Source organism: Flavobacterium branchiarum (assembly GCF_030409845.1).
Taxonomy (GTDB): Bacteria; Bacteroidota; Bacteroidia; order Flavobacteriales; family Flavobacteriaceae; genus Flavobacterium; species Flavobacterium branchiarum.
Window position 1 is genome coordinate 490,769 of the sequence record NZ_JAUFQQ010000003.1, and the last position, 25,867, is coordinate 516,635.

Annotated in this window: 27 protein-coding genes; 10 read left to right on the plus strand and 17 right to left on the minus strand. The window is 38.9% G+C overall.

Translation table 11 applies throughout. The features are described from left to right. Nucleotides 1-58 precede the first annotated feature (58 nt). From QWY99_RS02620 to QWY99_RS02680, 13 genes are all read right to left on the minus strand, one after another. Nucleotides 59-340 (minus strand): hypothetical protein, encoded by a 282-nt coding sequence (locus QWY99_RS02620; RefSeq protein ID WP_019974907.1) that lies wholly within the window; start codon nucleotides 338-340, stop codon nucleotides 59-61. A 111-nt stretch (nucleotides 341-451) separates the two neighbouring features. Beyond that, nucleotides 452-901, minus strand: coding sequence for a DUF3872 domain-containing protein (locus QWY99_RS02625; protein WP_059333826.1), 450 nt, complete (start codon nucleotides 899-901; stop codon nucleotides 452-454). 12 nt (nucleotides 902-913) lie between these two features. Further along, entirely contained in the window at nucleotides 914-1,474 is a 561-nt protein-coding gene (locus QWY99_RS02630) for a conjugal transfer protein TraO (RefSeq protein WP_290261048.1), read from the minus strand. Between the two features lie 21 nt (nucleotides 1,475-1,495). Continuing rightward, on the minus strand, nucleotides 1,496-2,389 hold the full coding sequence (gene traN / locus QWY99_RS02635; protein WP_290261050.1) for a conjugative transposon protein TraN: 894 nt from the start codon (nucleotides 2,387-2,389) through the stop codon (nucleotides 1,496-1,498). Between the two features lie 24 nt (nucleotides 2,390-2,413). Continuing rightward, nucleotides 2,414-3,748 carry a conjugative transposon protein TraM gene (traM, locus tag QWY99_RS02640; RefSeq protein ID WP_059333823.1) on the minus strand — a complete coding sequence of 445 codons (1,335 nt, stop codon included), beginning with the start codon at nucleotides 3,746-3,748 and terminating at the stop codon, nucleotides 2,414-2,416. Continuing rightward, on the minus strand, nucleotides 3,735-4,022 hold the full coding sequence (locus QWY99_RS02645; RefSeq protein ID WP_019974903.1) for a hypothetical protein: 288 nt from the start codon (nucleotides 4,020-4,022) through the stop codon (nucleotides 3,735-3,737). Before QWY99_RS02645 ends, traM begins: the two co-directional genes overlap by 14 nt. A gap of 19 nt (nucleotides 4,023-4,041) precedes the next feature. Beyond that, the gene (locus tag QWY99_RS02650) at nucleotides 4,042-4,470 is read right to left on the minus strand and encodes a hypothetical protein (RefSeq protein ID WP_290261056.1); all 429 of its coding nucleotides are present in this window, start codon (nucleotides 4,468-4,470) and stop codon (nucleotides 4,042-4,044) included. Between the two features lie 12 nt (nucleotides 4,471-4,482). After that, nucleotides 4,483-5,106, minus strand: coding sequence for a conjugative transposon protein TraK (gene traK / locus QWY99_RS02655; RefSeq protein WP_059333821.1), 624 nt, complete (start codon nucleotides 5,104-5,106; stop codon nucleotides 4,483-4,485). Between the two features lie 21 nt (nucleotides 5,107-5,127). Beyond that, nucleotides 5,128-6,123, minus strand: coding sequence for a conjugative transposon protein TraJ (traJ, locus tag QWY99_RS02660; protein ID WP_059333820.1), 996 nt, complete (start codon nucleotides 6,121-6,123; stop codon nucleotides 5,128-5,130). A 2-nt stretch (nucleotides 6,124-6,125) separates the two neighbouring features. Further along, the gene (locus QWY99_RS02665; protein WP_019974899.1) at nucleotides 6,126-6,758 is read right to left on the minus strand and encodes a DUF4141 domain-containing protein; all 633 of its coding nucleotides are present in this window, start codon (nucleotides 6,756-6,758) and stop codon (nucleotides 6,126-6,128) included. A gap of 26 nt (nucleotides 6,759-6,784) precedes the next feature. Further along, nucleotides 6,785-9,289 (minus strand): TraG family conjugative transposon ATPase, encoded by a 2,505-nt coding sequence (locus tag QWY99_RS02670; RefSeq protein WP_059333819.1) that lies wholly within the window; start codon nucleotides 9,287-9,289, stop codon nucleotides 6,785-6,787. After that, on the minus strand, nucleotides 9,286-9,618 hold the full coding sequence (locus tag QWY99_RS02675) for a DUF4133 domain-containing protein (RefSeq protein WP_055133788.1): 333 nt from the start codon (nucleotides 9,616-9,618) through the stop codon (nucleotides 9,286-9,288). The genes QWY99_RS02670 and QWY99_RS02675 overlap by 4 nt, the downstream gene beginning before the upstream one ends. Nucleotides 9,619-9,629: 11 nt before the next feature. Beyond that, nucleotides 9,630-9,935 carry a DUF4134 domain-containing protein gene (locus QWY99_RS02680; RefSeq protein WP_055133789.1) on the minus strand — a complete coding sequence of 102 codons (306 nt, stop codon included), beginning with the start codon at nucleotides 9,933-9,935 and terminating at the stop codon, nucleotides 9,630-9,632. Between the two features lie 259 nt (nucleotides 9,936-10,194). On the opposite strand from QWY99_RS02680, the gene QWY99_RS02685 reads away from it, so the two are divergent. The 9 genes from QWY99_RS02685 to QWY99_RS02725 all read left to right on the plus strand — a co-directional run bounded on the left by QWY99_RS02685 (nucleotide 10,195) and on the right by QWY99_RS02725 (nucleotide 22,559). Further along, nucleotides 10,195-10,746: a restriction endonuclease subunit S gene (locus QWY99_RS02685; protein ID WP_055133790.1), complete on the plus strand. Its 552-nt coding sequence runs from the start codon at nucleotides 10,195-10,197 to the stop codon at nucleotides 10,744-10,746. A 1-nt stretch (nucleotide 10,747) separates the two neighbouring features. Continuing rightward, a complete protein-coding gene (locus QWY99_RS02690) occupies nucleotides 10,748-12,274 on the plus strand; it encodes a type I restriction-modification system subunit M (RefSeq protein WP_055133791.1) in 1,527 nt (508 codons plus the stop codon). A 1-nt stretch (nucleotide 12,275) separates the two neighbouring features. Next, on the plus strand, nucleotides 12,276-13,442 hold the full coding sequence (locus QWY99_RS02695; RefSeq protein WP_055133792.1) for a restriction endonuclease subunit S: 1,167 nt from the start codon (nucleotides 12,276-12,278) through the stop codon (nucleotides 13,440-13,442). A gap of 3 nt (nucleotides 13,443-13,445) precedes the next feature. Then, nucleotides 13,446-14,744, plus strand: coding sequence for an SMODS domain-containing nucleotidyltransferase (locus QWY99_RS02700; RefSeq protein WP_290261076.1), 1,299 nt, complete (start codon nucleotides 13,446-13,448; stop codon nucleotides 14,742-14,744). A gap of 15 nt (nucleotides 14,745-14,759) precedes the next feature. Next, complete coding sequence (locus QWY99_RS02705; RefSeq protein ID WP_055133794.1) at nucleotides 14,760-15,314, plus strand: SLATT domain-containing protein; 555 nt, start codon at nucleotides 14,760-14,762, stop codon at nucleotides 15,312-15,314. 72 nt (nucleotides 15,315-15,386) lie between these two features. Then, complete coding sequence (locus QWY99_RS02710; protein ID WP_059333817.1) at nucleotides 15,387-17,672, plus strand: Piwi domain-containing protein; 2,286 nt, start codon at nucleotides 15,387-15,389, stop codon at nucleotides 17,670-17,672. After that, nucleotides 17,660-18,559 carry a hypothetical protein gene (locus QWY99_RS02715; RefSeq protein ID WP_281031978.1) on the plus strand — a complete coding sequence of 300 codons (900 nt, stop codon included), beginning with the start codon at nucleotides 17,660-17,662 and terminating at the stop codon, nucleotides 18,557-18,559. Before QWY99_RS02710 ends, QWY99_RS02715 begins: the two co-directional genes overlap by 13 nt. Nucleotides 18,560-18,564: 5 nt before the next feature. Beyond that, nucleotides 18,565-21,855, plus strand: a complete 3,291-nt coding sequence (locus QWY99_RS02720) for a type I restriction endonuclease subunit R (RefSeq protein WP_290261087.1) — start codon at nucleotides 18,565-18,567, stop codon at nucleotides 21,853-21,855. Beyond that, nucleotides 21,852-22,559, plus strand: coding sequence for a M48 family metallopeptidase (locus tag QWY99_RS02725; RefSeq protein ID WP_281031980.1), 708 nt, complete (start codon nucleotides 21,852-21,854; stop codon nucleotides 22,557-22,559). The genes QWY99_RS02720 and QWY99_RS02725 overlap by 4 nt, the downstream gene beginning before the upstream one ends. A 32-nt stretch (nucleotides 22,560-22,591) precedes the next feature. On the opposite strand, the gene QWY99_RS02730 is transcribed toward QWY99_RS02725, so the two are convergent. From QWY99_RS02730 to QWY99_RS02745, 4 genes are read right to left on the minus strand one after another with little or no spacing between them, the layout of a single operon-like run. Beyond that, nucleotides 22,592-23,227: a hypothetical protein gene (locus QWY99_RS02730; protein WP_059333816.1), complete on the minus strand. Its 636-nt coding sequence runs from the start codon at nucleotides 23,225-23,227 to the stop codon at nucleotides 22,592-22,594. A 12-nt stretch (nucleotides 23,228-23,239) separates the two neighbouring features. Continuing rightward, nucleotides 23,240-23,545, minus strand: a complete 306-nt coding sequence (locus QWY99_RS02735) for a DUF3408 domain-containing protein (protein ID WP_055133800.1) — start codon at nucleotides 23,543-23,545, stop codon at nucleotides 23,240-23,242. Continuing rightward, complete coding sequence (locus tag QWY99_RS02740) at nucleotides 23,545-23,949, minus strand: DUF3408 domain-containing protein (RefSeq protein WP_059333815.1); 405 nt, start codon at nucleotides 23,947-23,949, stop codon at nucleotides 23,545-23,547. The genes QWY99_RS02735 and QWY99_RS02740 overlap by 1 nt, the downstream gene beginning before the upstream one ends. Before the next feature lie 12 nt (nucleotides 23,950-23,961). Continuing rightward, entirely contained in the window at nucleotides 23,962-24,729 is a 768-nt protein-coding gene (locus QWY99_RS02745) for a ParA family protein (RefSeq protein WP_059333814.1), read from the minus strand. Between the two features lie 698 nt (nucleotides 24,730-25,427). On the opposite strand from QWY99_RS02745, the gene mobA reads away from it, so the two are divergent. Next, complete coding sequence (gene mobA, locus QWY99_RS02750; RefSeq protein ID WP_290261095.1) at nucleotides 25,428-25,865, plus strand: conjugal transfer protein MobA; 438 nt, start codon at nucleotides 25,428-25,430, stop codon at nucleotides 25,863-25,865. Nucleotides 25,866-25,867 lie beyond the last annotated feature (2 nt).

Consider the following 25,867-nt stretch of genomic DNA (forward strand, 5'->3'; position numbering starts at 1 on the left):
TTAAGATACTACAAAATTATACAAATATCTTAAGTGGCAACTTGAATGAGCAGATTGATTATCGAGGGTTTTGTATCTCCACTTTTTGCAGTTCCTTTTCCTTTTTCATTTGGCTGTAAGTCCATATACAGACAATACCGACAACAATTAAAGCATAGGCAATCCATTTGCCGATACGTTCTATAAAACGGGTAAATACAGATGCTTCAAAACTCGAAAATCCCTCTGCACCCATACCATTACGCCTGTAAAATTTCCTGCGGTTTATCCAATAAATAAGCACTATCGCAATAACGATAACAATAATACCAAACACCAATTGAGCCGTAACTGTATCCATACCCGTTAAGATTATAATTCAAGTAAATTTAAACAAAAAACAACGTACACCGAAAGCTGAAAAGCAAAAAACCGACCTGTAACAGTCGGTTTTGCTTTTATATAAGTAGCATTAATCACTACTGTTGAACTGAAAGCTCAACTGCTTTTCATTCCCAAAGCTGTCTGAAATCCACACATCAAAAGATTGTGAAACGGTAGATGCCGAAGTGTAATACAACCGGAACTGCTCCGTTGGCAACGAATACAAATCGTTTGGCAAATACGGTGGTTCGTCATAATACCGCAATGTGCCTTGACCGTCAAATTGGAAGTAGCGGAGAAAATATTGCGTATTGCTGTAATTGCCTGTTCGCTGTATGGTAATCCGTATCTCTACGGTCTGCCCACTGGCAACATCTTTGGGTACAGGCATTACTTTGACCTCAAAAGGGAAATCGTTCTGTATTTCGAGTTCATCGTCTTTGCTACAAGATACCAACGTAACCGAAGCTGTGAGGATTGCCAAGAGTACATATATTGAGCTTAATCCTATCCTGAATTTATTGAATATTGCTATCATTGTTTTTACGTTTTAAAAATTAAACCTTAATCCCACGCCTGCGGACGGTCGGAACTGTTCCAAGTCTGTACCCCACAAAACCTTTGTACGCCCTTGCAGGACTAACACAAAACGGTCGGACAGATACGTTTCAAAAGTGAGGCGACCGCCTGCTCCATAGATAAAATTATCCTCGCTCAAAATTTTTGCTCCGTCATACAACATTGCTTCGCCACGGTTGATACTTTCGTAACCGACTACACCTGTTATTCCGAAGTTCAGCGTGATGTTCTTACGGGCATCGCCCAAGAGGAAGAAGCTGTAACCGCCCTCTGCGGTATAAGTTTCCTGCGGTATGCGGAGGTCTTTATAATCGTGGTATTGGTGCGTGTATTCCAACGCCCAAAGCTGATAGTTACCATTTTTGCCGTTTACGGTCATTGCTGCACTGATGTAATAATCGTCACCGATTTTATCATTGGACAGCACACCCGTACTCACTTCCAATCCTTTCTGTTTAGGTAACATTCTTTGTGCCTGTGCGACCGTGATGGCCATAAAGATGAGCATCACGGTATAGATATACTTTTTCATATTATTTACTTTAAAAGGTTATTAAAATTTCAGGTGCATATCGTTAATCAAACGGGCTTTGATTAAGTCGGAATTTTCTATCTGGAGCGTTTGATGCCTGCCTCCGTTTTTCTCGAAAATCTCAATCAGCAGTACCTTGTCATCGGCAATGGTAAATTGGTCTAACAGGAAGACGTTTTGTTCGATTGTTTTTCCGGCAATGTCGTCCAGTGGCTTGTAAGTCCTAAGCGGTATCATCGGGCGTTCCTGCACTACGGTACGTTTGGCTACCTTTTTATCCACCACTTTGAAATTCACAAAATCAATCTGAAACGGCACATTGGTACGGTTTCTCAATTCCGTATGGAAATAGTATTTGCCGTTGTGTATGTAAATGCCTTTGAGGATAAACTGAATACCGAAACTCTTAGCCCCGATATGCTTTACAATACGTTTGTCCTTTTTGTAAATGGTTTCCAAAAGCAAGCCTGCCAATGATGGCGAATTGTTGCCCAATTCTTCAAAAAGCACATCGTTTCCGTTGGCTTTATCTACCGCCTTTTGCATCGTAAGCAGGTCATAGCTCAACGCATCGGGATACCCACTGTAATATACATTGAAGCTGTAAAAACGTCCGTCATTCGTGATTACGGAAAAATTGGTTTCCGCTTCAAATTCCCTTACCGATGCTTTTACACGCAACACGTTTTCCGCATCTTCCGCTTTTCCTGCAATCAGGTATTCGCTTCCCAAATCCACATAACGAATGGCGGTCGGAAAAATAAGATGTGAAGTTTTATCGTAGGTAACTTCCATTCTATACGGTTCTATCTTGCCTAATGCAAGCGGAGTTTTTGCACTATCCTGTGCAAAAGATTGTACGGCAAAGCCGAGTATCAGGGCAAATGCCCAAAAGGTTTTTAAATGATTTTTCATTGTTTAAATTATTTGAGTTCAACATTATTTTTTAGATACAAGGAAGACCTGATGCCCCGCTTTTAGCGTAACCTTTGGGGTTCTTACCTTTTTGGCGAAATAGCCCGAAACACCCTGTACCACGCCACGGCTTAAATCAGCAGCAACCTGTTGTCCTGCATTCTGCGTGAGCATTATGCTTGTTCCCGAAGTCTGGCTCATATTGCCCGCCATTTCGGTAAGGGCGTTCATTTCGGGCGAATACGGAACGTACAAGCCTTGCTGTCCGTCCAAATCGTAAATAGTAATATCAACCGGAATGATGTTGCCCTCTAATTCTACGGAGGTAATTTTTAGCTGTAATCGTCCACCCTGAAATTTGGCATTAGCTGTTACAATCGTTCCTTTTGGAATGGTACGCCCGGGCGTTTGGGCTGGCTCTAACAATCGCAATCGTACCCCTGTTTCGCCGATAACCGTTTGTGCATCGTGTACACAGGCTTTGATACTGTTTTTCGGTTGTGCCGTTTGCTCAATAGAACCTGCGGTATAAAAGCCCCGGTTTCTTGTTTCGCTCCAATCGGCTAAAAAGGCACTGTCCGTAGGCTCACGATACAAAGCGGAAACGGTGTTTTTCCTTGTCGGTGTAAACGCTACAAAATGTTCTTTTTGAGTTGAACCGGTCGTAGCTGTACCTGCACTTTTAACAGGTGGAGCTTCTGTCGAATTTGTACCCGTTGGCAGATACTTTGCCGCCATCTGGTAGGATTTCTCCATTAGGGCAAGCTGGTCATCAACGGTTACAGATTTAGGCACATCTTTCTCGGCTAATTGTTCTTTTAGTTCGTCCAATTGCCTGCGGAGTTCTGTTGTTTCCGAGTTGTTATCCTGATAAAATGAACCCAATGTGCTTTGTGCATTGCGGTAACTGCTCAATGCCGGATTGCCGTTTCTGCCCGAACCTCTGCCACCGCCATAGCTGTTGCTTTCGTCTTCTTCGGAAAATTCATCATTAGGCTCTTTTTTGTCTTCAGTATTCCAATAGTCAGAAAGCGTGGTAAGTGCATTGCGTTTTTCTTGCTCTTTGCGTTCCAGCATTTCCAACTCGTAAGCCTTGCCTTTGTCGGCAGGCATTCCTGCTCCGGTAGCCTCTGGTACTGCATCGTTCAGCCCGATGTTCTCGATTTCCTTTTTGTCTGCGGATGGTTTAAATATGAGGTACATACAACCTACGAAGACAATTCCCATTAAGCCAAAGATGAGCGGCTTTTTGAGCTTTTCGGCTTTGTTCTGTGTACCGTCTTGCGGTACATCAGCGGTTGCTGCCTGGTTCCCTTCCGTTACCCGAACAACCGACTTTTTGTTCTCATTTTCTTTCATAAATCTTGTTTTTTAGAATTGTTGATAATGTGTCCTGCAATCTTGCAGGGCTTTCACTTTTTTTGAGGACAGGGTTTTCGATATGCTCAATGACCATATCGTTACCGGACTTTGAGGTATCGTACCATACTTTGCAAATGACCCCTGCCGTAAGCAGTAGATACCCCACAAAAAAGTAAAGTGTGTATTGGTGCTGTTTCCGCAAGGGCAATGCCCGCCAGCGTTCGTCCAGTTTGTCAAAGTACCTGTCCATATTTGCTCTTAGTTTTTTCATAACCTTACTATTTCTGTTGTTATAGCTTGAAACGCTTAGGACTTTGACCTGCCTTTTGCTTCGGTTCTTCATTGACCAAAGCGACTGCCTCAACCGCTTTGGGTACGGATATTACAGACAGGTTTGTCAGTCCCGATTTTTTCAGCAGTTGCCCAAATTGGTCTTTCCTTGCAACCTCCATTCTGTTGAGCGAGAATTTGCCGTTCAGGTATTTTACCCACATACTGCATTCTACACTTGGCTTGTCTTCGCCCGACCATTGCAGGTAGCCCGTCAGCAACAAGTCCTGTTTAGGCAAACTATCTGTACCTTTTTGGCAGTTTTCGAGGTATTCGCCGATACTTTCCTTCAACTTTCCGGCATACGCTCCCTGCGTATGGAAATAGCCGTTATATCCTTTATCGGTAAGGATTTTTGCAAACGTGTTTAAATCTGATAATGCTTCCATAAGATTGTTTTTTTAGCGTTCGATAACTTCTATATCCCTGTTTTCTATCACTGCAAACTTTTCGATGTTGAAGCCCTGCGGGTTGTTGTCCGAACGGACAGAGTTCACGAGATAGCAGGAAGTAATCAGGTTACGCCTGGTCACGTTGCTCGAACGGATAATGAATTGTTTGGCGTAGGTACGCACCGCATAAGGATAGGTGTCGAAATTGCACACGACACTATCCACCTCAATGCGTTGCTGTACATTCCCCGAAATAATCCTGCTGTAATAGCCCTTTTCCGACAGGTCTTTGTAATAATCAAAAGCTGATTTATCGGCAAGGTTGAACGCCCTGCTCATATTGCTTTCGATAGCGTTCTTGTCGGGAGCAAGCGTAAAAAAGAGTTCGTGAAAACGCCTGACGTGTTCCCTTGCTTCCACAGGTCGATTGATACTTGCATCTTGCGATAAGGCAAGCATCAACGATTTTCCATTATCCAGCACATAGATTTTTTGGCGTTGTTCTTCCGCAAAGCTGTAAGATTTCCAAAGTGAAAATCCTACCACGCTTAGGCAGAGAACGGCAAATACAATGGCATACAGCCGTATTTGCCTAAAACTGTTTTCGATATTTCTTAATGTTTTAAATTCCATTTTTAAATGATTTGATTGTTTTTATTTCCCCATTAACTTGCCACCGATATTTCCAACTGCCGAACCTGTTCCTGCTCCGGCGATATTTCCGGTTTTCATTGCGGCTTGGTTTACGTTACGGGTAAAGTTTCCTGCACCGCCTGCCTGAATAATCCAGCCTGTTACCGTTGGGATAGTGAAGTAGCCCACGATACCGATTATCATAAAGATGATGTACACGGTATTTGAGGTATCAGGAATGTAAGTCGGGTCGGCAAGCATTGCTATATCCTTTTCGATAATGAGGGATTGTATTTTGGCAAGCATAGAGCTGAACAGGTCTGCCACAGGCAACCACAGGTAAACGCTGACGTATCGGGTCAGCCATTGCGTGAGCGTGGACTGAAAACCGTCCCACACGCTTATCGCAAAGGCTATCGGCCCGAGTATGGACAGGACAATGAGAAAGAACGTCCTTATGGTATCAATAACCAAAGCTGCTGCCTGAAACAGTACCTCTAACAGATTGCGAAACCAATTCTTAATAGCTTGTTCGGTTTGGTAGGCAAACCTATCCATATACATTCCCGACATCGTAATCAAATCGCCGGGCGACCAGCCCAATTCTTCGAGCTTTTTATCAAATTCCTCATTTGATACGAGATAGGCTGTTTCAGGATTTCGTAGCATAGCTTCCCGTTCGAGCAGGTCTTTTTTCGCCTGCAAATTGTTGAGGTCAAGCACCTGATTTTCGAGGATTGTGTGAGTACCCTGTACCACCGGACTTAACACGGCATTGATTGTTCCCAATACGATAGTTGGGAAAAACATAATGCAAAGCCCCAAAGCGAAAGGACGAAGCAAAGGGTACATATCAATGGGTTCAGCCCTGCTCAAAGCCTGCCATACTTTTATGGCAACATAGAACAAAGCCCCCAATCCGGCTATCCCTTTAGCCACTGCCGCCATATCGGCGGACAGTGGGAGCATCTCATCATATAATGAGCGTAGGACTTCGTGAAGATTTTGAAATTCCATAACTACCAGTATTTTTGGTTAGGAGTTCCATAGAGGTCAAGCACTCTTTTGGTATTGTTCTGCTTTTTTGCTCTTAGAATACTTACAGAGATATTCTTATTGGTATAGTAGCGTACCAAGCTGTGGTATTCCTTTACTTCTTTGTACACTCTATCAATAATATCCATACGCTCTTTGTCGTTCAGCGAAAGGCTTGATGAGGTTACAATCTGTTTGAGTTCTTTCAGCAGTTCGGTACTTTCATTCAAAAGTGCCGAATAACCATTGCTGATAGCTGCCAATTCCTGTGCAGAAAAATTCGGGTCGTTCATCATCTTACCGAAGTTGGTAACATACATTTCGGATACGTCACCGACAAGCAATACAGTCTGCTGTACCTTACGTGCATCTTTTACAAGATTATTTACAGCTTGTAGCTTGTCGTAATACTCCTTACCCTGTTTATACACCTTTTCCACTTCCTTGAAATTTTTAATTACATTGGATACCGTGGAAGAAGTCTGTACGATTTCATTCGCACTGTTGAGAATACCCGATGCCAGATTTGTGGGGTCGGTTACTACCCATTGTGCTTTAGCGGACGGTGCTACGGCGAGCATTAGTGCCGTACACACCATAAAAAGGAACTTTTTCATTTTTATGAATTTTAAAATGTTAATGACTATTGATTTGCTTTGTCACGCCTTTGCATTGCGATATGCTTAATGGCGAGTTCTACGTTACCGTCCAATTCGGAAGCTAATTGCATTACCTCCATTTTTTCGGTTTCTTCGGTGGTGTATGCGAGGTATTCCTCCAAACTAACTTCGGTGGCATAGACTGCCGAGTTCGTACCACCTAAGCCAATCCAAACCTCTTTGTACAGTCGGCTTGCATCGTTGTTCATATTGATAGAAAGTACCTGACTTTTTTCCTTATCTGTAAGCCCCAACATTGCCTGTATGTCATCGAATTTATTCATATACTTACGCTGGTCTAAGAGGATTTTACAGTCGGAATTGTTGATGATACTTTCTTTTACAATGGGCGACTGGATAATATCATCTACCTCTTGCGTAACGACAATCGCTTCTCCGAAGAATTTCCTAACCGTTTTAAAGAGGTACTTTATGTATTCCGCCATTCCTTCTTTTGCGATTGCTTTCCAGGCTTCTTCAATCAAAATGAGCTTGCGAATACCTTTTAATCGCCTCATCTTGTTGATGAAAACTTCCATAATGATGATTGTGACTATGGGAAAGAGGATTTTGTGGTCTTTAATCGCATCAATTTCAAACACGATAAAGCGTTTGGAAAGCAGGTCTAACTGCTTATCGGAGTTGAGCAGATAATCATATTCGCCGCCCTTGTAATAGGGTTCGAGTACGTTCAGGAAATTGGCAATGTCAAAGTCTTTTTCCCTTACCTGTTTTTCTTCGAGTACCTTGCGGTAATCGCCTTTGACATACTCGTAGAAACCGTTAAATGATGGGTAAACATCGTCCGTTTTGATACGTTCGATATAGCCGCTTACGGCATTGGAAAGAGCAACCTCTTCAGAACGGGTTGGCGGTTCATCATCACGTTTCCAGAGTGTCAGTATCAAAGTCTTGACACTTTCCCGCTTCTCAATGTCGAACACGCCATCATCGGTATAGAAAGGGTTAAAGGCAATGGGATTGTCTTCGGTGTATGTAAAATACACGCCGTCTTCGCCTTTGGTCTTTCCTTTGATGAGTTCGCATAAGCCCTGATAACTATTCCCTGTATCCACCAACAGGACGTGAGCACCCTGTTCGTAGTATTGCCTTACCATATGATTTGTGAAGAACGATTTTCCCGAACCCGATGGCCCCAAAATGAATTTGTTGCGGTTCGTGATAATCCCACGCTTCATAGGCAGGTCGGAAATATCCAAATGGATAGGTTTTCCTGTAAGCCTGTCAGCCATTTTGATACCGAACGGCGAGGGCGAATTGTGATAGTTGGTTTCTTCTGTGAAGAAGCACAAGGCAGGTTCGATAAAAGTGTAAAAACTTTCCTCACTCGGAAAATCGCCTGCATTGCCGGGCATTCCAGCCCAAAACAAAGTGGCTACGTCCGTAGTGTTGTGGCGAGGCTTACACTCCATCAATGCCAATGCACTACCGCAATCGTTCTTTAACTGTTTCAGCTCCGCAGGGTCTTCCGACCACGCCATAATGTTGAAGTGTGCCCTGATAGACGACAGACCGAAGCTGTGGGCTTCGTTCAGGTATTTTTCTATCCACTCTTTGTTGATTTGGTTTGCCCTGCTATACCTTGCCAAAGAGTGCATATTGCGGGCGGACTTTTCAAACTTTTGCAGGTTGTCTTCGCTGTTATCCAAAAACAAATATTGGTTGTAGATATGGTTACAGCTAAGGAGTAATCCCACGGGAGCAGCGAACGACAAACGGCAGTCGCTCCGGTCGGTGGATAGCTTTTCAAAACGGGTATCAGCCGATACCGTTCCGGGCAAATCGTCTGTATCGGACAAGGTGTGCAGGCTCAACCTTTTGTTTCCGATACGGACTTCTTCCGTTCCGAGTGCGATGTCCTGCATTGGTGTTCCAGATTCCCTTGATAACGTGAGGTACTGTTCCAGTAATCCATGTGTATCTTCTGTTCCGATGATTTCATCTTCGGTCAGACGTTTCAGGGTTACAAAACCGCTATCGTTCACGATACGCTCAAACTGGGCGACCGCCTCCATAAAGCGGTGTATCGTTTCCTTGTTCCTGATTTCCTTTGGTATCAGCGTACCTTTACATAGCGATGAAAAATTACTTTGCATCCGCATTCTTTCCTTAGTGGTCTTGGTCAGGAACAAGTAACAGTAGTGATTTAAGAACGGTCGCTCATTGAAATGGCGTTGATAGGATTTTGCCAAAAAACTTTGGTTATCCTCTGCCAAATCGGGCGCATAGCTTTCTTTGATGTACCAATCCTGTTTGTGAATGACCGTAAAATCAGGCAAGGTTTTGATAGCCTTGTGCCAGGCGGAGTGAATAGCTTCGTATTCCGCAGAAGCTACCGTGAACAATTCCGGCAAGCGTACTTCAAAGCAGGCGGTAATGTCCGCATCTTTGGATAAGATGCAGTTGTTCTCCACTGCCAACAAAGGGAACTTGTTTTCCAGTGTGGTGGTCTTTGCTACATTTCTCATACGGCATTCTGTTTAGGTGTGAATTTTAAATAGCGGTGTACAGGCTTGCGGCAGATGATGTAGCGGGGATGCCTTTTATTGGCTCCAATTTTCATCAGCCCGTGTTCGCCGTACTTCCTGTTCAGCGAAAAGGTCTGCCATACAATGAGCGAAGCACCGCCTGCCCCAAGAAAAAGGCAGATGTAGGAATTAACCCCGGCCATGTAAAGTATCATGACCAGGATAAGGGTTCCGAGCAGTCCGCCTGCAAAAATGAACAGGTATTGTGCTTTCAGCCCTTTAAATTCCACCGTTCTCCCAATGCCTTTGTTGATGTTATAATTACTCATAAGGCAACGGATTAAAGGAAGAATGAACGCAGGATGGTAGCTGCAACAATTAAGAAGATACACGCACCAAACCAGGATGCTGCAGTCTTCGATGTGTCGGGGTCGCCCGAACTGAACTTGTTATAAACCTTAACGCCCCCTATCAAGCCCACGACCGCACCAATGGCGTAGATTAATTGGGTTGCGGGGTCGAAATAAGACGTTACCATTTGAGTAGCCTCGTTGATGCCAGCCGAACCGTTTCCCTGTGCGAACGCACCAATTCCTGACAGAATTGCCACGGCTGCCAGCAAAACTTTTTTTCTCTGTTTTTCCATAATTGAAACACATTAATTTGTTATTGTTATCCCGCACCTTGCGGACTTTCGGGACAAAGGTGTTTCAGAAATCAGGGCGTTATAATAAAGTGGCAGTCAAAGGAATGATTTGGCAGTGAGTGGCTGAATTGCTGGATCTTCTTCATGAAATAGGGAAGATAATTTTATTATTTGAAACTATCTACAAAGAAATATATTTGTGTATTTAAATATTATCCTGTATATTTGCTTAAATTTGAAACGGAATACAAAATTGAAAATGCAATTAAAAGATATATCCCATTTGCAATTTGGCTTTTATGACAAGCCAAAAGAAAAAGGTGCAGTTATCTATCTTCAGGCTAAAAATTTTAATGATTTTGGGCTGTTTGATGGTAATGGAGATGGATGGGTTGAAATAACAGAAAAGTCCAAAAGCCATCTTTTAGAAGAGGGAGATGTTTTATTTGTGGGGAAAGGGATGCGAAATTTTGCTTGGAAATACAGTGTTGATACAGGAAAAGCAATTGCTTCCTCTATCTTTTTTGTTATCAAGCCGAAGTCTGATCTTGTTGATTCAGACTATTTGGTTACGATTTTTAATTCGACTAAGTATCAATCATTTTTTCAGTCCCTTGGTGCAGGTAGCTCTATTCCTTCTATTCGTAAAAATGAACTCGAAGCAGTAGAAATCCCTCTTCCTCCATTAGAAGTTCAAAAAAAGATAGCCAAGCTAAGTGATTTGCATCGAGCAGAATTAGCTTTGACAGGAAGGTTGATAGACGAAAAAAATAAATTATTTCAAGCAGTAATAAATGATATTTTAAAATAAAATGGAAAAGAAGCTCACTCAAAAAGAGATTAACAATATAGTATGGAAAGCCTGTGATTCATTCAGAGGAGTGTTAAGTAGCGGACAGTATAAAGATTATGTGCTGACGATGCTTTTTGTAAAGTATGTTTCTGATGTATGGAAAGACAAGAAAGCATTTTACACCGAAAAGTACAAAGGTGATAATGTGCGTATAGAACGGGCTTTGGCAAATGAACGATTTAAGCTTCCTGAAAATGCAACTTTCGATTATTTATTTGAAAATCGTAATGATGTACAATTAGGTGATTTAATCGACCGTGTTCTGGAACAAATTGAAGATTCCAACCGCTTGAAATTAGCAGGTGTTTTCAGAAATATTACGTTCAATTCAGAATCAAATCTTGGGCAAACAAAAGACCGTAACAGAAGACTGAAAAATTTGCTTGTCGATTTTTCTGAAATGGATTTACAGCCTTCGCATTTGGAAGGTAATGATGTGATCGGTGATTCTTATGAGTACCTGATTTCAATGTTTGCGGGTGATGAAGGAAAAAAATCAGGAGAATTTTATACCCCAAGTGAGGTTTCTACCCTATTAGCGAAGCTCCTTACTCCTGAAGCGGGTAATAGATTAAATGACCCAACCTGCGGTTCGGGCTCCTTATTGATTAAGCTATCCAAAGAAGTAGGATCCGGAAACTTTTCTTTATATGGACAGGAAGTAAACGGAAGCACTTGGGCTTTAGCTCGTATGAATATGTTTCTGCACGAGATTGATAACGCTACCATTGAATGGGGAGACACCATAAATAACCCACGCCTTTTGGAAGGTGATCAATTAATGAAGTTTCATATTGTGGCTGCAAATCCACCTTTTTCATTAGATAAATGGGGAGCGGAAAATGCGGTCGCTGATCAATACAATCGTTTCCATCGAGGTGTTCCTCCAAAAAGCAAAGGTGATTACGCCTTTATTAGTCATATGATTGAAACCACTTATGAAGATATTGGTCGTGTTGGAGTGATTATGCCGCATGGTGTATTGTTTAGGGGAAGCAGCGAAGGTAAAATCCGTCAGCAGTTGATTGAAGAAAATTTATTAGAAGCTGTCATTGGTTTACCTGCCAACTTATTTTTCGGGACTGGTATTCCAGCTGTTATTCTGATTTTCAACAAAGCAAAGGAATCCAATAAAGATGTTTTGTTCATTGATGCGAGCAAAGGTTTTGAAACAGGTAAAAATCAAAACAAACTGAGAGATATAGATATAAAACACATTGTTGAAACATACAAAGCTTTTAAAATCAGTGTTCCTCTTGCTACTGATAAAGGTAGTGTAATTGAAGACAAATATGCTTATCGAGCGCCCTTGAGCGAAATTAAAGAGAACGATTTTAATCTGAATATCCCTCGCTATGTGGATACGTTTGAAGAAGAGGAAGAGGTGGATATTAAAGCGGTACAATCAGAGATTAATACACTAAAGCAACAGATTGATGATGTGGAAGCAGAAATGGCTAACTATTTAAAAGATCTGGGATACTAGTATGGATAAAAAGACTGGATATAAGAAAACACCATTAGGAACAGTTCCCTCTAATTGGAATATCGTTGAAATACTTGAGGTTCTAGAATATGAACAGCCGAGCAAATATTTAACGAATAATATCAACAAGGTAAACAACTTGAACAACATGCCTGTATTAACAGCTAATAAAGCTTTTGTTTTAGGTTATACCGAAGATCAGGATGGTATATATAACCCTGATAATCCTGTAATAATTTTTGACGATTTTACTACTGCTAGCAGGTATATTGACTTTCGCTTTAAAATTAAATCTTCAGCCATAAAAATTTTAACAGCAAAGGCGGGTAACGACACAAAGTTCTTATATGAGAGACTTCAGCTAGTAAAGATTAATACTGAAGATCATAAAAGACGGTGGATTTCAGAATTTCAAGAAATAGCTATAGCGTTGCCGCCAATTAACGAGCAAAATGAAATTGCAAAACTTTCATTTACTTGGGATAGGTCAATTAGATATAATGAGCAATTACTTGAAAATTTTATAAATCGCAGACGTGCTCTTGTTTTAAAATTGACTTCTGACATCGGAATGAACGTAGTTTTAACACCGCTTGCAAAAGGAGTTATTAAAGTTAAAACAGGTTTTATTCCTGAGAAAGAAATTTTTTATCAAGAAATTGGTATAAGATCTCATGCTAAAGGCATTTTTCATAAAGAACCAGTAACAGGAAAAAGTTTAGGTAACAAATCCGTGTTTTGGATAGAACCCGATTGCTTTGTTGTAAATATTGTTTTTGCATGGGAGCAAGCAATAGCAAAGACAACGGAAGCAGAGAGAGGAATGATAGCTTCACATCGTTTTCCTATGTACAAACCTAAAGAAGGGGTTTTAGATCTGGATTACCTGTTGTACTTTTTTAAATCAGCAAAAGGGAAAAACTTATTAGAGTTGGCTTCTCCCGGTGGTGCAGGGCGAAACAAGACGTTAGGGCAATCTGAATTCCTAAAACTCAAAATACCCGTACCTCCAATTGAGGAGCAGAAGGAAATTGTTCGGTTACTAAATACAGCAGATAAGGAAATCGAACTACAAAAGAAGAAAATAGAAGCGATTAAACAACAGAAAAAAGGTTTGATGCAACAATTATTAACCGGGAAAAAGAGATTGAAAATAAATACTATTTAACGCATGAATACATCTGAAACCTTTAAGGAGTTCCTCTCAAATATCAAAATAAGCGATAATAAGGCTGATACAATTTCTTATCGCTATGGGCGTATTACAAAATCTTTGAACACAGAATTTCGCAACACAGATTCTAAAACTGCAAATAGCTTGCAAGTTGGTTCTTATGGAAGGTATACGGGAATTAATGGGATTTCAGATTTAGACATGCTATATATTATGCCTGCATCAAAATGGGCAGATTATAACAAGTCCGGAGGACAAAGTAAATTATTACAAGATACTAAAACTGCAATTTCAAATACCTACTCTTCTTCTGATATTAAGGTGGATAGATGTGTAGTTACGGTAAATTTTACAGATTCCCATATCGATGTACAGCCAGTTTTTGAATTAGACGATCAAGACTACAAATATCCAGATACTTATGCTGATGGCACTTGGAAAATTACAAAGCCAAGAAAGGAAATGGATGCCATGGTCGAGTTTGTAGCCAATAAAAATCGAAACCTTAGAAGACTCTGTAAGATGGCCAGATCATGGAAAAATAAGCATGGGGTTTGTATGGGTGGGCTTTTGATAGACACGCTTGCTTATAATTTTTTAAAATCAACTACTTGTTATGACGAAAAGAGTTTTGCATATTATGATGAAATGTGTAGAGATTTTTTCAAACATTTATATGACCAGCCCAAGGATCAAAATGAATATGGTGCTTTGGGAAGCAAGCAGCGAGTGAAAGTTAAAAAGTCTTTTAAGAGGAAGGCAAAGAAGGCGTATGATCTAGCTGAAGAAGCGATTGATGCTGCTTCTGATAAAACGAAACATAATAAATGGAGGGATATTTTTGGAAATGATTTCCCGAAATATGTAAACGAAGAAAAAGAAGCCGCATCACTTAATTCCAGCTATAGAAACACCGAGGAATTTATTGAATCAAAATACCCTATTGATATTAGATACGATTTAAAAATAGATTGTGAAGTGAAGCAAAATGGTTATAGAGATGGTTTATTACGTGAATTTCTGTTAAAGAAAATTAGATTGATGCCGAATAAATCTTTAAGGTTTTATATTGAGAGAATAGATGTGCCTGCTCCTTATGTAATCAAATGGAAAGTTACTAACCGCGGAGAACAAGCAGTCAAGAGAAACTGCATTAGAGGACAAATAATTGATTTAAACTCTAGTGAGAAGACTGAAACTACAAGTTTTAAAGGTAGTCATTTTGTAGAATGTTATATCATTAAAGATAATATAGTAGTTGCCAGAGATTTAATTGATGTACCTATTTCTGAATAGTTTAAAAATATAGATATGAGTGAGCAAAAAAACTTATTAGAGTCTCAAATTCGAGAAATTTATGGAAGAGTTGTTTATACACACAAAACCCATGAAAAATGTGCCGATGTTCTTAAGGAAAGAAGTGATTGCTTAAAATTTGCTGAAATTTTCTTATCGGCAGCAACTACTACCAGTATTTTAGTTGTAGTGCTCGGTGAAGGGAAAGCATTTCAATTTATCGCTGCACTTTGCTCAACAATATTACTTGGAATAACACTTTATTCCAAAGATTTCAATTTATTGGCGATAGCAGAAAAACATAAACAGGCAGCTTTAAATATTCTAGAAATAAGAGAAAAGCTACTTTCATTACTTGTCGATATTAGGATTGGAAATAAAGCAATAGAACATCTTCAGCAGACCAGAGACGAATTGAACGAAGAACTTATCAATACATATCGAGGTGCTCCTAAAACAATTAATAAGGCTTATCAAATTGCTTCCAAAGCACTTCAACAAAATGAGGAGTTTACATTTTCAGATGCAGAAATCGATAAGTTTTTACCAGAAAGCTTGAGAAAGAATTAGAATTATAGTTTATCAATTGATTGAAATAGATCAGGCACATCAACCCTTAACCAATAAAACTTTAAAAAGAATATGCAGCTTAATTACTTTCCAATAAATATTGAGTTTGAAAAATATCAAATCAATACTGAATTATATAGCGATGAACGTCTTACTGAATTAAGAGGTTTGTACAATGCTACGCATTCTTTTTTTAGAAACGGTGATTCTATATACATTTCCAACAAGGACAGTGATGACAGCACTCCAATTGGTATATTAACAGAACGAAGTACATATAGTGATCATCAGATCACAGCCTCATTGATAAAGCATATCTTTTTCAGAACTTTCAAAGACCGTTTCCCAAGATACACTCCCGTAGATTTTTATCCTTTCCGTTTCTTTTCGGGTAAAGACGATATCATTAAAAATGCCTTGCCAGATAGTTTAAAAGACAGGATAGGTTATAAAAAGCTCATTGAAGTGCAATTGCGTTTGACCGAGATCAATGGAAAAAAACGTTTCGGTTTCTTGGTCAATATCAAACGTAACTGGATTTTTGACATTAGTTGTGCTGAGTTACATTCAGAAGGATTTGAATTGATTGGTCTTGATGTATTGCATGCAGAAACCTTGCCTGGATTAACGAATATTCTCGCTCCCAATGAAGAATTTGTTGGAGTTCTAAAAGAAGTAATAGGAAACAAAGCAAAAGTTGAAACCAATGAAGGTTTGAAAGAATTTGAATTAAGTGAATTGCTAATTCGAAAAACAAAATTCAACATCGGGAAGTACCTGAGTTTTGCCACATCACCAGATAAAAGTGATGAAATATTGAACATCATTGAGGGTAAACGATCTGATATCTACAATCCCAAAAATCTCTATACCGAAATTAGTAAAATAGCAGAACACTTATTTAGTGAAAACGGAAAACTGGTTTTATTCCAGAATAAAGAAAGTTTTTGTTTTACGGTAGATAGCAAACCGATCTCTGTTTCAAATACGATGGAACTAAAAAATCCTACGTTTATTTTTGACCATGCTGTTACAAAGACCAATAATTATAACCCAGATGCAGGTCTGTCTAATTATGGCCCTTATGACAGCAATACATTTGATATCAAATCACCAAACATCCTTTCTATCTGTAACAAGAATACCCGTGGCAATTTCACAAAGTTCCTTTATAGTCTTAAAGATGGTATTCCGCAATCCAGATATTTCCAAAAAGGACTGCAAAAGAAATACGATTTGCAAGATATAGTATTTAACATTAAGGAAATTCAGGATTATACTATAAATGAATATCTAAATGCAATTAGAAGTGATGATGAAAGTAAACCAGATTTAGCTATTATTGAAATCCCAGCAGCATTTAAAAGATATGATGACCGAAATAATCCATATTATGCTATAAAAGCAAAATTACTTGCTCTTGAAATTCCGGTTCAATATGTTACTGCAGAGGTAGTAAAAAGCCATAATGAATACATTTTAAATTCACTTGCATTGCAAATTTATGCAAAGCTTGGCGGTATTCCTTGGGTTTTGCCTTCGCAGCGTTCGGTCGATAGAGAAATAGTAATTGGTATTGGGCATAGTTGGCTCAGGAAAAATCAATACGCAGGATCCGAACAAAACAGAGTGGTTGGTATCACAACCTTTCTTTCGGGAGATGGTCAGTATCTATTATCAGATAAAGTAAAAGATGTAGCTTTTGAAAATTACTTTTCGGAGTTGCTTAAAAGCCTAAAAAATTCCATCGAAAGGCTATCATCAGAATATGGTTGGGCAGAAGGTGATACTGTACGTCTAATTTTTCACATATTCAAACCTATCAAAAACACAGAGTTCGATGTAATCAGTCAACTGGTCAAAGAAATTAATCAGTATAAGATAAAATTTGCTTTTGTTACAATTAGCCAATCGCACCCAAATATGATTTTTGACACCACTCAGCAGGGTGTACAGAAGTATGGTAACAGCAATGTTATCGGTGCGTTTATCCCCAGCCGAGCAAGTAATGTTTTTTTGGATTCAGAAACTTGTATTGTTCAAATGTTGGGACCGAATGAATTGAAAACATCTAGGCAAGGGATGAGCAAGCCCATTCAAATTAAAATACGCACCCCACAAGGCAATTATGACAATAATGGATTGAATGATTTGATATTTCATGATTTGAGTTATATCACACAGCAAATATTCTCATTCACTTACCTGTCTTGGCGTAGTTTTTTACCAGGAGAAGAACCCGCAACAATGAAGTATTCCAACCTTATTTCACGCTTGCTCGGCAAAATGAGAAGTGTTCCTGGCTGGGATGCGGATAGCTTAAACTATGGATTAAAAAGAAAGAAATGGTTCCTTTAGAAGAAAAAACAGGTTATCTATCAAGAGTCACTGAAAGCCATAAACTTACAGCATTTAATAATTTGTTGTTAGGTAAGACTATTATTGTACCTGAAAGTCAAGATTTGAATGAGTCTGAGGAGTATTATTTTGAAATTGTAAATGCTATTCAGAAAAACAAGAAAGTAGATTTTGAAAAATATTTTGAAAAAAAATGTAAAAGTAAACCGAGTAAAGACTCTCCAGCTCCTTTTGTCAATGATGATTTTCTTATGTTCTCGTTTATTGTAGGTGTTTCAATATTTAGTACAAACAAGGATTGGGTAAACTATATAGTTTCTATCAGAAACAGAAATGCAATAACAATAACTTTTGAAAACATTTTAAACGAAAATTATTATAGCACAAGTAATTTACCAGAGATTGTATTCGTGTTTCTTCAAATAAGCAATCAATCACTAATTACAAACGAGTTCGTAAACTTCACCTATAAAAAGTTGACTGAGAATATTAAATTATTTGAAAGTCGTAGCGATTTTCAAATTTTGTGTTCTATAAAAGCTTATGACTCAATACTGTTACTAAAGGAATTACCTGATAATAGTGAATTAAACTTGTTTAGGAGCTTTAATACCAAATTTATTAGACGCATAAAATACTTATCATGGATAATTCAAGCAGTTTTATTTGCTGGGTTAATTTATCTATTGCTTAAGCTTCCAAAGTACAGTCCTGAAACAATTCAATTTATTGAAACATACAACTACGCTTTTACAATTTTTGGAGCGTTGGGGCTTAGTCTTATAGGCAATTTAATACCTGCCTTTAAAAACAAATCACAAGAATTAATTATGAAAATGCTTGGCTATCCAAGTGAACTAATTATAAATTCTACAAAGAAGATATAAGTATCATGGACACACCCTCATTCATAGAAGACCATATTTCCCAAATTCCGGCGTTAAAATTGCTGATGAATATGGGCTGGAAATACCTATCGCCAGAGGAGGCTTTAGCAGCCCGTGGAGGAAGAAGCTCGAATGTGCTATTAGAAGATATTCTAAAAAGCCAAGTACAGAAGATTAATAAAATTGATTATAAGCAAAAGGAATTTGCTTTTTCCGAATCTAACATCAACAATGCAATACTTGCAATCAGGGATTTACCAGTACAAGATGGTTTTATAGCAGCGAATAAGGCCTATTACGAACTCATCACATTAGGGAAAAGTTTTGACCAAACGGTTTTAGGTGATAAAAAAAGTTTCTCTTTTCGTTATATTGACTGGGAAAAGCCGGAAAACAACATCTATCACATAACTGAAGAATATAGTGTACTACGTTCAGATAGAGCCGATCATTACCGACCAGATATTGTACTATTTATTAATGGTATTCCGATGGTCATTATTGAATGTAAGTCGCCTAAAATAAAAGAGCCTGTAGAAAAAGCCATTGAACAGCATCTAAGAAACCAGCAAGAAGACGGAATTCGAAGCTTGTATTTGTACTCCAATCTTACATTTGCTTTGGCCTCTAATGAAGCAAAATATGGTACAACCGCTACCAGCAAAGAATTTTGGGGCGTTTGGAAAGAAATGTTCCGTACTAAAGAAGAAGAACGTTTTTGGGAAAATAAAATCAGCATTCTAAAGCACAAAGCTTTACCAGAAAATGAGCGTACAGTATTATTTAAAGAACGATTTAGAAAGGTCTGGCAATATTTTGAAAATTTAGAACAAGAGGAACAGGTTATTACTACGCAGGATAAACTACTCTTTAGTTTTTGCCATCCCAAACGATTATTGGAAATTATATATGATTTCATTTTATATGATGACGGTATCAAAAAAGTAGCCCGATACCAGCAGTATTTTGCGATTAAAAACACGTTGACCAAAATCCTAAAAACCGATACCAAAGGTAATCACGAAGGTGGTGTGATTTGGCATACACAAGGAAGCGGAAAATCTTTGACTATGGTGATGCTGGCTCAATTAATTGCTTCACATCCGAATATTAGAAATCCTAAGATACTTTTGGTAACAGATCGTATTGATCTGGATGACCAGATAACGGAAACGTTCAAAAAATGTCATGTGCCAGTAGTTAATGCTGATAAAGGAGCATCAAAGGAAATAGCTAAAAAACTCAGAGGGGAAATACTGGATGATAACGAACAGGAAAAATTAAAGAAGGATACCAGCCTTTTAAAATTGATTACAGAATCCGGCGACGCAGTCATCACCACCCTAATTCATAAATTTGAAGCTGCTGTTAATGCAAGCCCACAATCATTTGATAGCTCAGAAATTTACATTTTGATAGACGAAGGACACCGTTCACAATATGGTTCTTTCAATGTCAAAATGCAGAAAGTATTTCCAAATGCCTGTTTTATCGCATTTACTGGTACGCCATTGTTGAAAAAAGAAAAAAGCACAGCGAGTAAGTTTGGAGGCATTATCGATGTGTATTCGATTACGGATGCTGTAGAAGACGGAGCCGTTGTCCCTTTGTTATATGAAGGCAGGCATAACCTTATTGAGGTTAATGAAAAACCGTTGGATAATTATTTTGACAAGGTTTCGGAACCACTTACACCCTACGGAAAAGCGGCTTTGAAGAGAAAATACAGTTCGAAAAATATCCTTAATAAAGCCGATCAGGTTATTTACGCCAGAGCCTGGGATATCACTGAACATTATGTGGATAATTTTCAAGGCACTGGTTTTAAAGGGCAGCTGGTAACACCCAATAAAGCCACAGCAATTAAATACAAAGAGTATTTTGACGAAATTGGCAAAGTAAGCTCTGAAGTAATCATGTCTGCTCCCGACACTCGGGAAGGCGAAGAAGACGCCTTCGATGTATCGGATGATAAAGTGAAAAAATTCTGGAATGCCAGAATAGATAAATACGGCACACAGGATAAATATGAAAAGTCCGTAATCGGTTCGTTTAAGAAACAAGACTTCCCTGAAATAATCATTGTGGTGGATAAATTACTGACTGGTTTTGATGCTCCAAGAAATATTGCGTTGTATTTAACCCGTCAACTAAAAGAACATACTTTGTTACAAGCTATTGCTCGTGTAAACCGTGTATATCCGGGAAAGGATTATGGTTATATAATAGACTATTTTGGTAATCTCGAAAACTTGGACAACGCCATTCAGACATATTCCGGTGATAATATGTTTGATGCGGAAGATTTAGCCGGAAGTTGGACAAATATAGGAGAAGAAATCAAAAAGTTACCACAGGTTCATTCGGAGGTTTGGGATATTTTTAAAACTATTAAAAACAAATATGATGAACCGGCTTATGAAGAATTTCTTAGCGATGAAGCTATCAGGCATCAGTTTTATGAGAAAGTATCTGCTTTTGCACGATTACTAAAACTGGCATTATCCAGTATTGATTTTGCTAACAACACCCCTGAAAAACAAATTGACAAGTATAAGTCTGATTTGAAATTCTTTTTAGCATTGCGTGTTTCTGTCAAAAGGAGATTTTCTGATGATATTGACTACAAGGAATATGAGCCACAGGTACAAAAATTAATTGACAAGCATATCACGACAGAGGGCGAAGTGCTTAGGATAACGGATTTAGTCGATATTTTTGACAAAGAACAACGAGAAGCTGAAGTTGAGAAATTAAGCAGTAAATCTGCTAAAGCGGATCATATCGCCAGCAGAACTATTCGAGCCATCAATATCAAAATGAATGAGGATCCCATCTTTTATAAAAAGCTGTCTAAACTCATTCGTGAAGCGATTGAAGAATATCATCAGCAAAGAATTGACGAAGCTGAATTCCTAAAAAAAGCTAAAGAGTATGAGGAGGCATTTTTAAAAGGAGAACGAGGGAATATTCCAAATGCTTTGCTAGGAAATGATACAGGTATTGCTATTTATAATCTTATAACTGATATTTTTAAAGATGTGCTTTCTGATAAAATCGAAGTTGCTACAGAGCTTGCTCTTGGTATAGATCAAGTAATCCGTTCAGTAGTATATCAAAATGATCAATTGATGGTAGATTGGCAGAACAAACCTGATATAGAAGGTAAAATTCGCATCGCTATTGATGATTACATCTTCGATTTGAAAAGCAAATACGACATTGACTTGTCTTTCGATGATATTGATCAGACCGTAGAAGAGGCATTAAAAGTAGCTAAAATCAAGTTTGTATGATGGTGGAAAATATCCATAAGATACAATTTGGTTCTGCTACAATTGAATATAGACTCGAATTTCAGGATAGAAAAAATTTGACTATTAAAGTCTATCCAGATTGTATTGTAAAAATAATAGCACCGTATGATACAGCGGTGGAAAAAATTACACAGCATATCAAAAAAAAAGCTCCATGGATCATCAAACAACAACGTGAATTTTTATCCTACCATCCATACACACCAGAACGAATATATGTCAATGGAGAAACACATCTGTATTTGGGGAGACAATATAAGCTACGTGTAGAAATAGGTAATAGAAATGAGGTGAAGCTTTTCAGAGGGCATATTACGGTACTTTATAAAGAGGAAAATAACGTTAAAGATATTCTCGATAAGTGGTATCGAGAGAAGGCATTCGTTCATTTTGACGAGGTATTGAGTAAAGTGTATCCCATGTTTAAGAAATACAAAATCAATAAACCAGAATTACATATCCGCTCTATGGAAAAACGTTGGGGAAGTTGTACGCCAAATGGTAAGGTTATTCTAAATCCAGAGTTAATCAAAGCTCCTAAAGGTAGTATTGAGTATGTAGTTGTTCATGAATTGTGCCATTTAGTGCATCACAACCATACAAAGGCTTTCTATGATTTACAGGAGGTAATGATGCCAGACTGGAAGAAATGGAAAGAGAAGTTAGAACATAGTTTAGTGTGATTTATTTGTGCTTAAAAATAACATTGGGAAGTCTATAAAAACTCCCCAATGTCAAAATCACTCAAATCACTTTTCCGCAAAGTTGAAGAACTGTCTTCCGTTTCAGATGAAAGGGTGCTATCCAAAAGCTCGGCTATTCTTCGGGAAGCATCTTCCATAGAATTTTCCAATAGGCTGAATAATTCGGTTCCCTGTATTTTTTGAACTATCGCTATCGCTGTTTCCTTTTGGGCTGGTTCCAATTCTTCTTTTTGGAGCAACACCCCCACGGAGCTTAGTTCTTCAAAGGTAACCCCTTGGGCAAAACCGTCATCGCCACCGGATATTCCGTACCTGTTCCATTCTTCTTCCTCTTCCTCCAAATCAGGCATATTACTGAAAACTTCGTCCAGCTCTTCCTTGCGGATTTGAATGCCGACGTTTTCATTTTCGTCGTATTCAATGTCTAAATTAGCGGGGTTTATCTCCGGTTCCTCAATTTGGCGTTCATTGGCAGCGTTTGGCATTGAAAGGCGTTCTACGGGTTTTGGCTGCCCCATAATATCGGGCAGGTTCGGATTGACTTTCTTCTGCATTGGCTTATGCTCCGACCTTTTCTTAATGACAATCTTGTCCTGCACCAGCAGGGCAATGACTATGAGCAGGCATATCACAATTACTGTTTCCATAACGTAGGTTTTTTAAAACAAGCCTTTGTACTTTTCCTTGAACTCTTTTGTAATCATATCTTCAAATACTTTAAAATGATGTTCAAGAATATTATTGAGATAGGCAAACAAGGGTATTTTATCATCGCCTATAATCTGGACTATGCGGGTTAAACGCTCGTGATGTTCAGGACTTAGGTATATGCTTTTATTGCCTCTTTTCTGCATTTTATTCATTTGCATAAATGCATTTTCATAGGTTGTTTTAGCTGTATTGCTAACTGTATCGGAGTTGCTGCCGGCTGCAACAGTATTCCTGTTCTTTTTATCTTTCTTCATTATAAAATGGGTTTAAAATGTTCATTGAAATAATCGGTAATATCGTCCCCGTACTCTCTGAAATGATGTTCAAGAATGTTGTCAATGTAAGAGTAGAGCGTTGTTCTTTCCTCTCTTGTCAGTTGCACGATGCGGAGCAATCTTTCGTGGTATTCAGGGCGTATGTAAACTACCTTGCCGTTACGCCCCGATGGAAACCGATTGACCAAAAATGTTTCCTCGTAGTCCGCTTTCTTTGATGAACTGTTACGGGCTTTTTCCCTGGGCTTTGTTTCCTTTGGTATATCCTGCAGTTTATTATTGCTCGGTGGAGCAACAGGCTCATCGCCGCTTATGACGTTCATAAGGTATTCCTCATCAACATTGGGCTTTTCAAAATCGTTGTTTTTGTTATCTGAAGCCATACTTTAATATTTTTATAGATGAGTGATTTTTAAAAATTCCTCGACAAGCAAATCCATTTTGGTTGCTTTCATTAGCTGTGGTTCGGCAGGTAGCAAACTTGACCGGAATACATAACTGCCTGTATCGTCTGTTTCCTTTCGGAAACGCTTGCTGTCCATTATCCTTGTTTCCATTATGGGCAGGTTGAGTTCTTTGATGACACTTTGATACGCATCATACAAACCTGTTTTTTCCCTGCCGTCCACCTGGTTCCAAAACAGCCACATCTCTTGTTCGGGATTGCCCTCATCCGTTTGGGGAAGTCCGAGAAAGGCTTTGGTAAAGCCCAATGTACTTTCCACTACCAAACGGTCGGCAGTAATGGGCGAAAAGATGAAGTCCATTTTTTTTAAGGTCGTCAGTACACCTTTGGTATTGGCTGTTCCTGGCAGGTCGAAGAAAATAACATCCGGTACAACCGCCGACTGGCTTCTGTATTCCGATGCTTTCTCCAAAGCTGTTTCAGCTTTGCATTTAATAATCGGGTATGCTTTTTTGTTGATGGCTTGAAACTGCTTCATTGCCGCCTTTTTATGGTAGTCGTTCTGCATTATGGTTCTCTTATCCCGTTCACGCATATTGGTCAGGCTGTGTTGCGGAAAGTCGCAGTCCATCACCATCACATTAAAACCTAAACGGTAGTGAAGCACACTTGCCAGCAAAGTGGTCATTGTAGATTTTCCCACACCGCCTTTTTGGGTGGAGAAGCTGATTTTTAAAGTTTTCTTTGTTGTTTCCATTATTTAAAAATTTATTGTTACACACTTTATTTGTTTTGCAGGATTGAATATTGGTTTATCTGATTATTACCTCATTCCTATATTCCTGCATTCCCTTTTGGGTACTTTCCTGCACAGGTATCTGCTTTCATTTTTGCCTTGTAAGGCACATTCTTTGGCAAGTGGCAAAACTTGCAACAGGTAAATTGCTTTACCGCTTTTATGCTTTTACACTTTTATTGTTTTATGCTTTTAAAACCCTATGCTTTTATTCCAAACTGTCTGTTTGCAAACCTGATTTTCTTCTTTGTTTAGATACATTTTTTACTACCTGCACTAAAATTATACGGCAAATAAAGCGATTGATTTGCCCGCTGATTGCGGTGTGGCAGTGTTTGGCGTTCAAAGGCAGTGTTTGGCACAGCTATACAGTACAATGCTTTCGTAAACAGGGCTTTACTTTGTACAGTGATTTTTATTAATGGATTTATGCAAAATTCTTTTGACAAATCGGAGGGTAACGAGAACGGCATCGAGCCGTTTTTCCCTGTTACATTTAATCCGTCCCGTAGGGCGGATTTTTGTGTTCAACAGAACACGGCAAGTTGTGTTTTGAGGCACTCGAAACCGAGTTAGTGCCTCAAAACAACTTGCCCTGCCGGGGGCTAAAAAACACTCTCCGAAGTCGAGGTTTTGTGTGGATTAAAAATGGATTAGTGATGAATGATAACAGTAACAAAAAACAGAATAAGGGCGGACGGACACCTAAAACCGACCCAAGCATCCACCGCCACGTTTTCCGTCTTACAGACGAAGAAAATGCCAAACTTTTATCGCTTTTTGAAGCATCGGGAATGCCCAATAAAGCAAAGTTTATCATTTCCCTGCTGTTCAGTAAGGAAATGAAATTGGTCAAAATTGACAAAGGAACGGTTGATTTTTATATGCGGCTGACTTCTTTTCACAGCCAGTTCCGTTCCGTTGGCGTGAATTACAATCAGATTGTGAAGCTGTTGTATCGTCATTTTTCCGAGAAAAAGGCGGGAGCATTTCTCTATAAATTGGAAAAACAGACGGCTGAAATGGCAGTATTATGCCAAAAAATTATTCAGATAAGTGAGGAATTTGAAACCAAACACCTGAAAAAACAGCCTTAGAA

Excerpts from the sequence above, each read along its gene's own strand:
- QWY99_RS02680 (WP_055133789.1), bottom strand. The coding sequence starts at position 9,935 with ATGGAAAAACAGAGAAAAAAAGTTTTGCTGGCAGCCGTGGCAATTCTG.
- traM (WP_059333823.1), bottom strand. The coding sequence starts at position 3,748 with ATGAAAGAAAATGAGAACAAAAAGTCGGTTGTTCGGGTAACGGAAGGG.
- QWY99_RS02740 (WP_059333815.1), bottom strand. The coding sequence starts at position 23,949 with ATGGCTTCAGATAACAAAAACAACGATTTTGAAAAGCCCAATGTTGAT.
- QWY99_RS02730 (WP_059333816.1), bottom strand. The coding sequence starts at position 23,227 with ATGGAAACAGTAATTGTGATATGCCTGCTCATAGTCATTGCCCTGCTG.
- QWY99_RS02625 (WP_059333826.1), bottom strand. The coding sequence starts at position 901 with ATGATAGCAATATTCAATAAATTCAGGATAGGATTAAGCTCAATATAT.
- QWY99_RS02670 (WP_059333819.1), bottom strand. The coding sequence starts at position 9,289 with ATGAGAAATGTAGCAAAGACCACCACACTGGAAAACAAGTTCCCTTTG.
- QWY99_RS02710 (WP_059333817.1), top strand. The coding sequence starts at position 15,387 with ATGCAGCTTAATTACTTTCCAATAAATATTGAGTTTGAAAAATATCAA.
- QWY99_RS02700 (WP_290261076.1), top strand. The coding sequence starts at position 13,446 with ATGAATACATCTGAAACCTTTAAGGAGTTCCTCTCAAATATCAAAATA.
- QWY99_RS02645 (WP_019974903.1), bottom strand. The coding sequence starts at position 4,022 with ATGAAAAAACTAAGAGCAAATATGGACAGGTACTTTGACAAACTGGAC.
- QWY99_RS02725 (WP_281031980.1), top strand. The coding sequence starts at position 21,852 with ATGATGGTGGAAAATATCCATAAGATACAATTTGGTTCTGCTACAATT.
- QWY99_RS02735 (WP_055133800.1), bottom strand. The coding sequence starts at position 23,545 with ATGAAGAAAGATAAAAAGAACAGGAATACTGTTGCAGCCGGCAGCAAC.
- QWY99_RS02720 (WP_290261087.1), top strand. The coding sequence starts at position 18,565 with ATGGACACACCCTCATTCATAGAAGACCATATTTCCCAAATTCCGGCG.
- mobA (WP_290261095.1), top strand. The coding sequence starts at position 25,428 with ATGAATGATAACAGTAACAAAAAACAGAATAAGGGCGGACGGACACCT.
- QWY99_RS02675 (WP_055133788.1), bottom strand. The coding sequence starts at position 9,618 with ATGAGTAATTATAACATCAACAAAGGCATTGGGAGAACGGTGGAATTT.
- QWY99_RS02695 (WP_055133792.1), top strand. The coding sequence starts at position 12,276 with ATGGATAAAAAGACTGGATATAAGAAAACACCATTAGGAACAGTTCCC.
- QWY99_RS02630 (WP_290261048.1), bottom strand. The coding sequence starts at position 1,474 with ATGAAAAAGTATATCTATACCGTGATGCTCATCTTTATGGCCATCACG.
- traK (WP_059333821.1), bottom strand. The coding sequence starts at position 5,106 with ATGGAATTTAAAACATTAAGAAATATCGAAAACAGTTTTAGGCAAATA.
- QWY99_RS02705 (WP_055133794.1), top strand. The coding sequence starts at position 14,760 with ATGAGTGAGCAAAAAAACTTATTAGAGTCTCAAATTCGAGAAATTTAT.
- QWY99_RS02690 (WP_055133791.1), top strand. The coding sequence starts at position 10,748 with ATGGAAAAGAAGCTCACTCAAAAAGAGATTAACAATATAGTATGGAAA.
- QWY99_RS02650 (WP_290261056.1), bottom strand. The coding sequence starts at position 4,470 with ATGGAAGCATTATCAGATTTAAACACGTTTGCAAAAATCCTTACCGAT.
- traJ (WP_059333820.1), bottom strand. The coding sequence starts at position 6,123 with ATGGAATTTCAAAATCTTCACGAAGTCCTACGCTCATTATATGATGAG.
- QWY99_RS02745 (WP_059333814.1), bottom strand. The coding sequence starts at position 24,729 with ATGGAAACAACAAAGAAAACTTTAAAAATCAGCTTCTCCACCCAAAAA.
- QWY99_RS02620 (WP_019974907.1), bottom strand. The coding sequence starts at position 340 with ATGGATACAGTTACGGCTCAATTGGTGTTTGGTATTATTGTTATCGTT.
- traN (WP_290261050.1), bottom strand. The coding sequence starts at position 2,389 with ATGAAAAATCATTTAAAAACCTTTTGGGCATTTGCCCTGATACTCGGC.
- QWY99_RS02715 (WP_281031978.1), top strand. The coding sequence starts at position 17,660 with ATGGTTCCTTTAGAAGAAAAAACAGGTTATCTATCAAGAGTCACTGAA.
- QWY99_RS02665 (WP_019974899.1), bottom strand. The coding sequence starts at position 6,758 with ATGAAAAAGTTCCTTTTTATGGTGTGTACGGCACTAATGCTCGCCGTA.
- QWY99_RS02685 (WP_055133790.1), top strand. The coding sequence starts at position 10,195 with ATGCAATTAAAAGATATATCCCATTTGCAATTTGGCTTTTATGACAAG.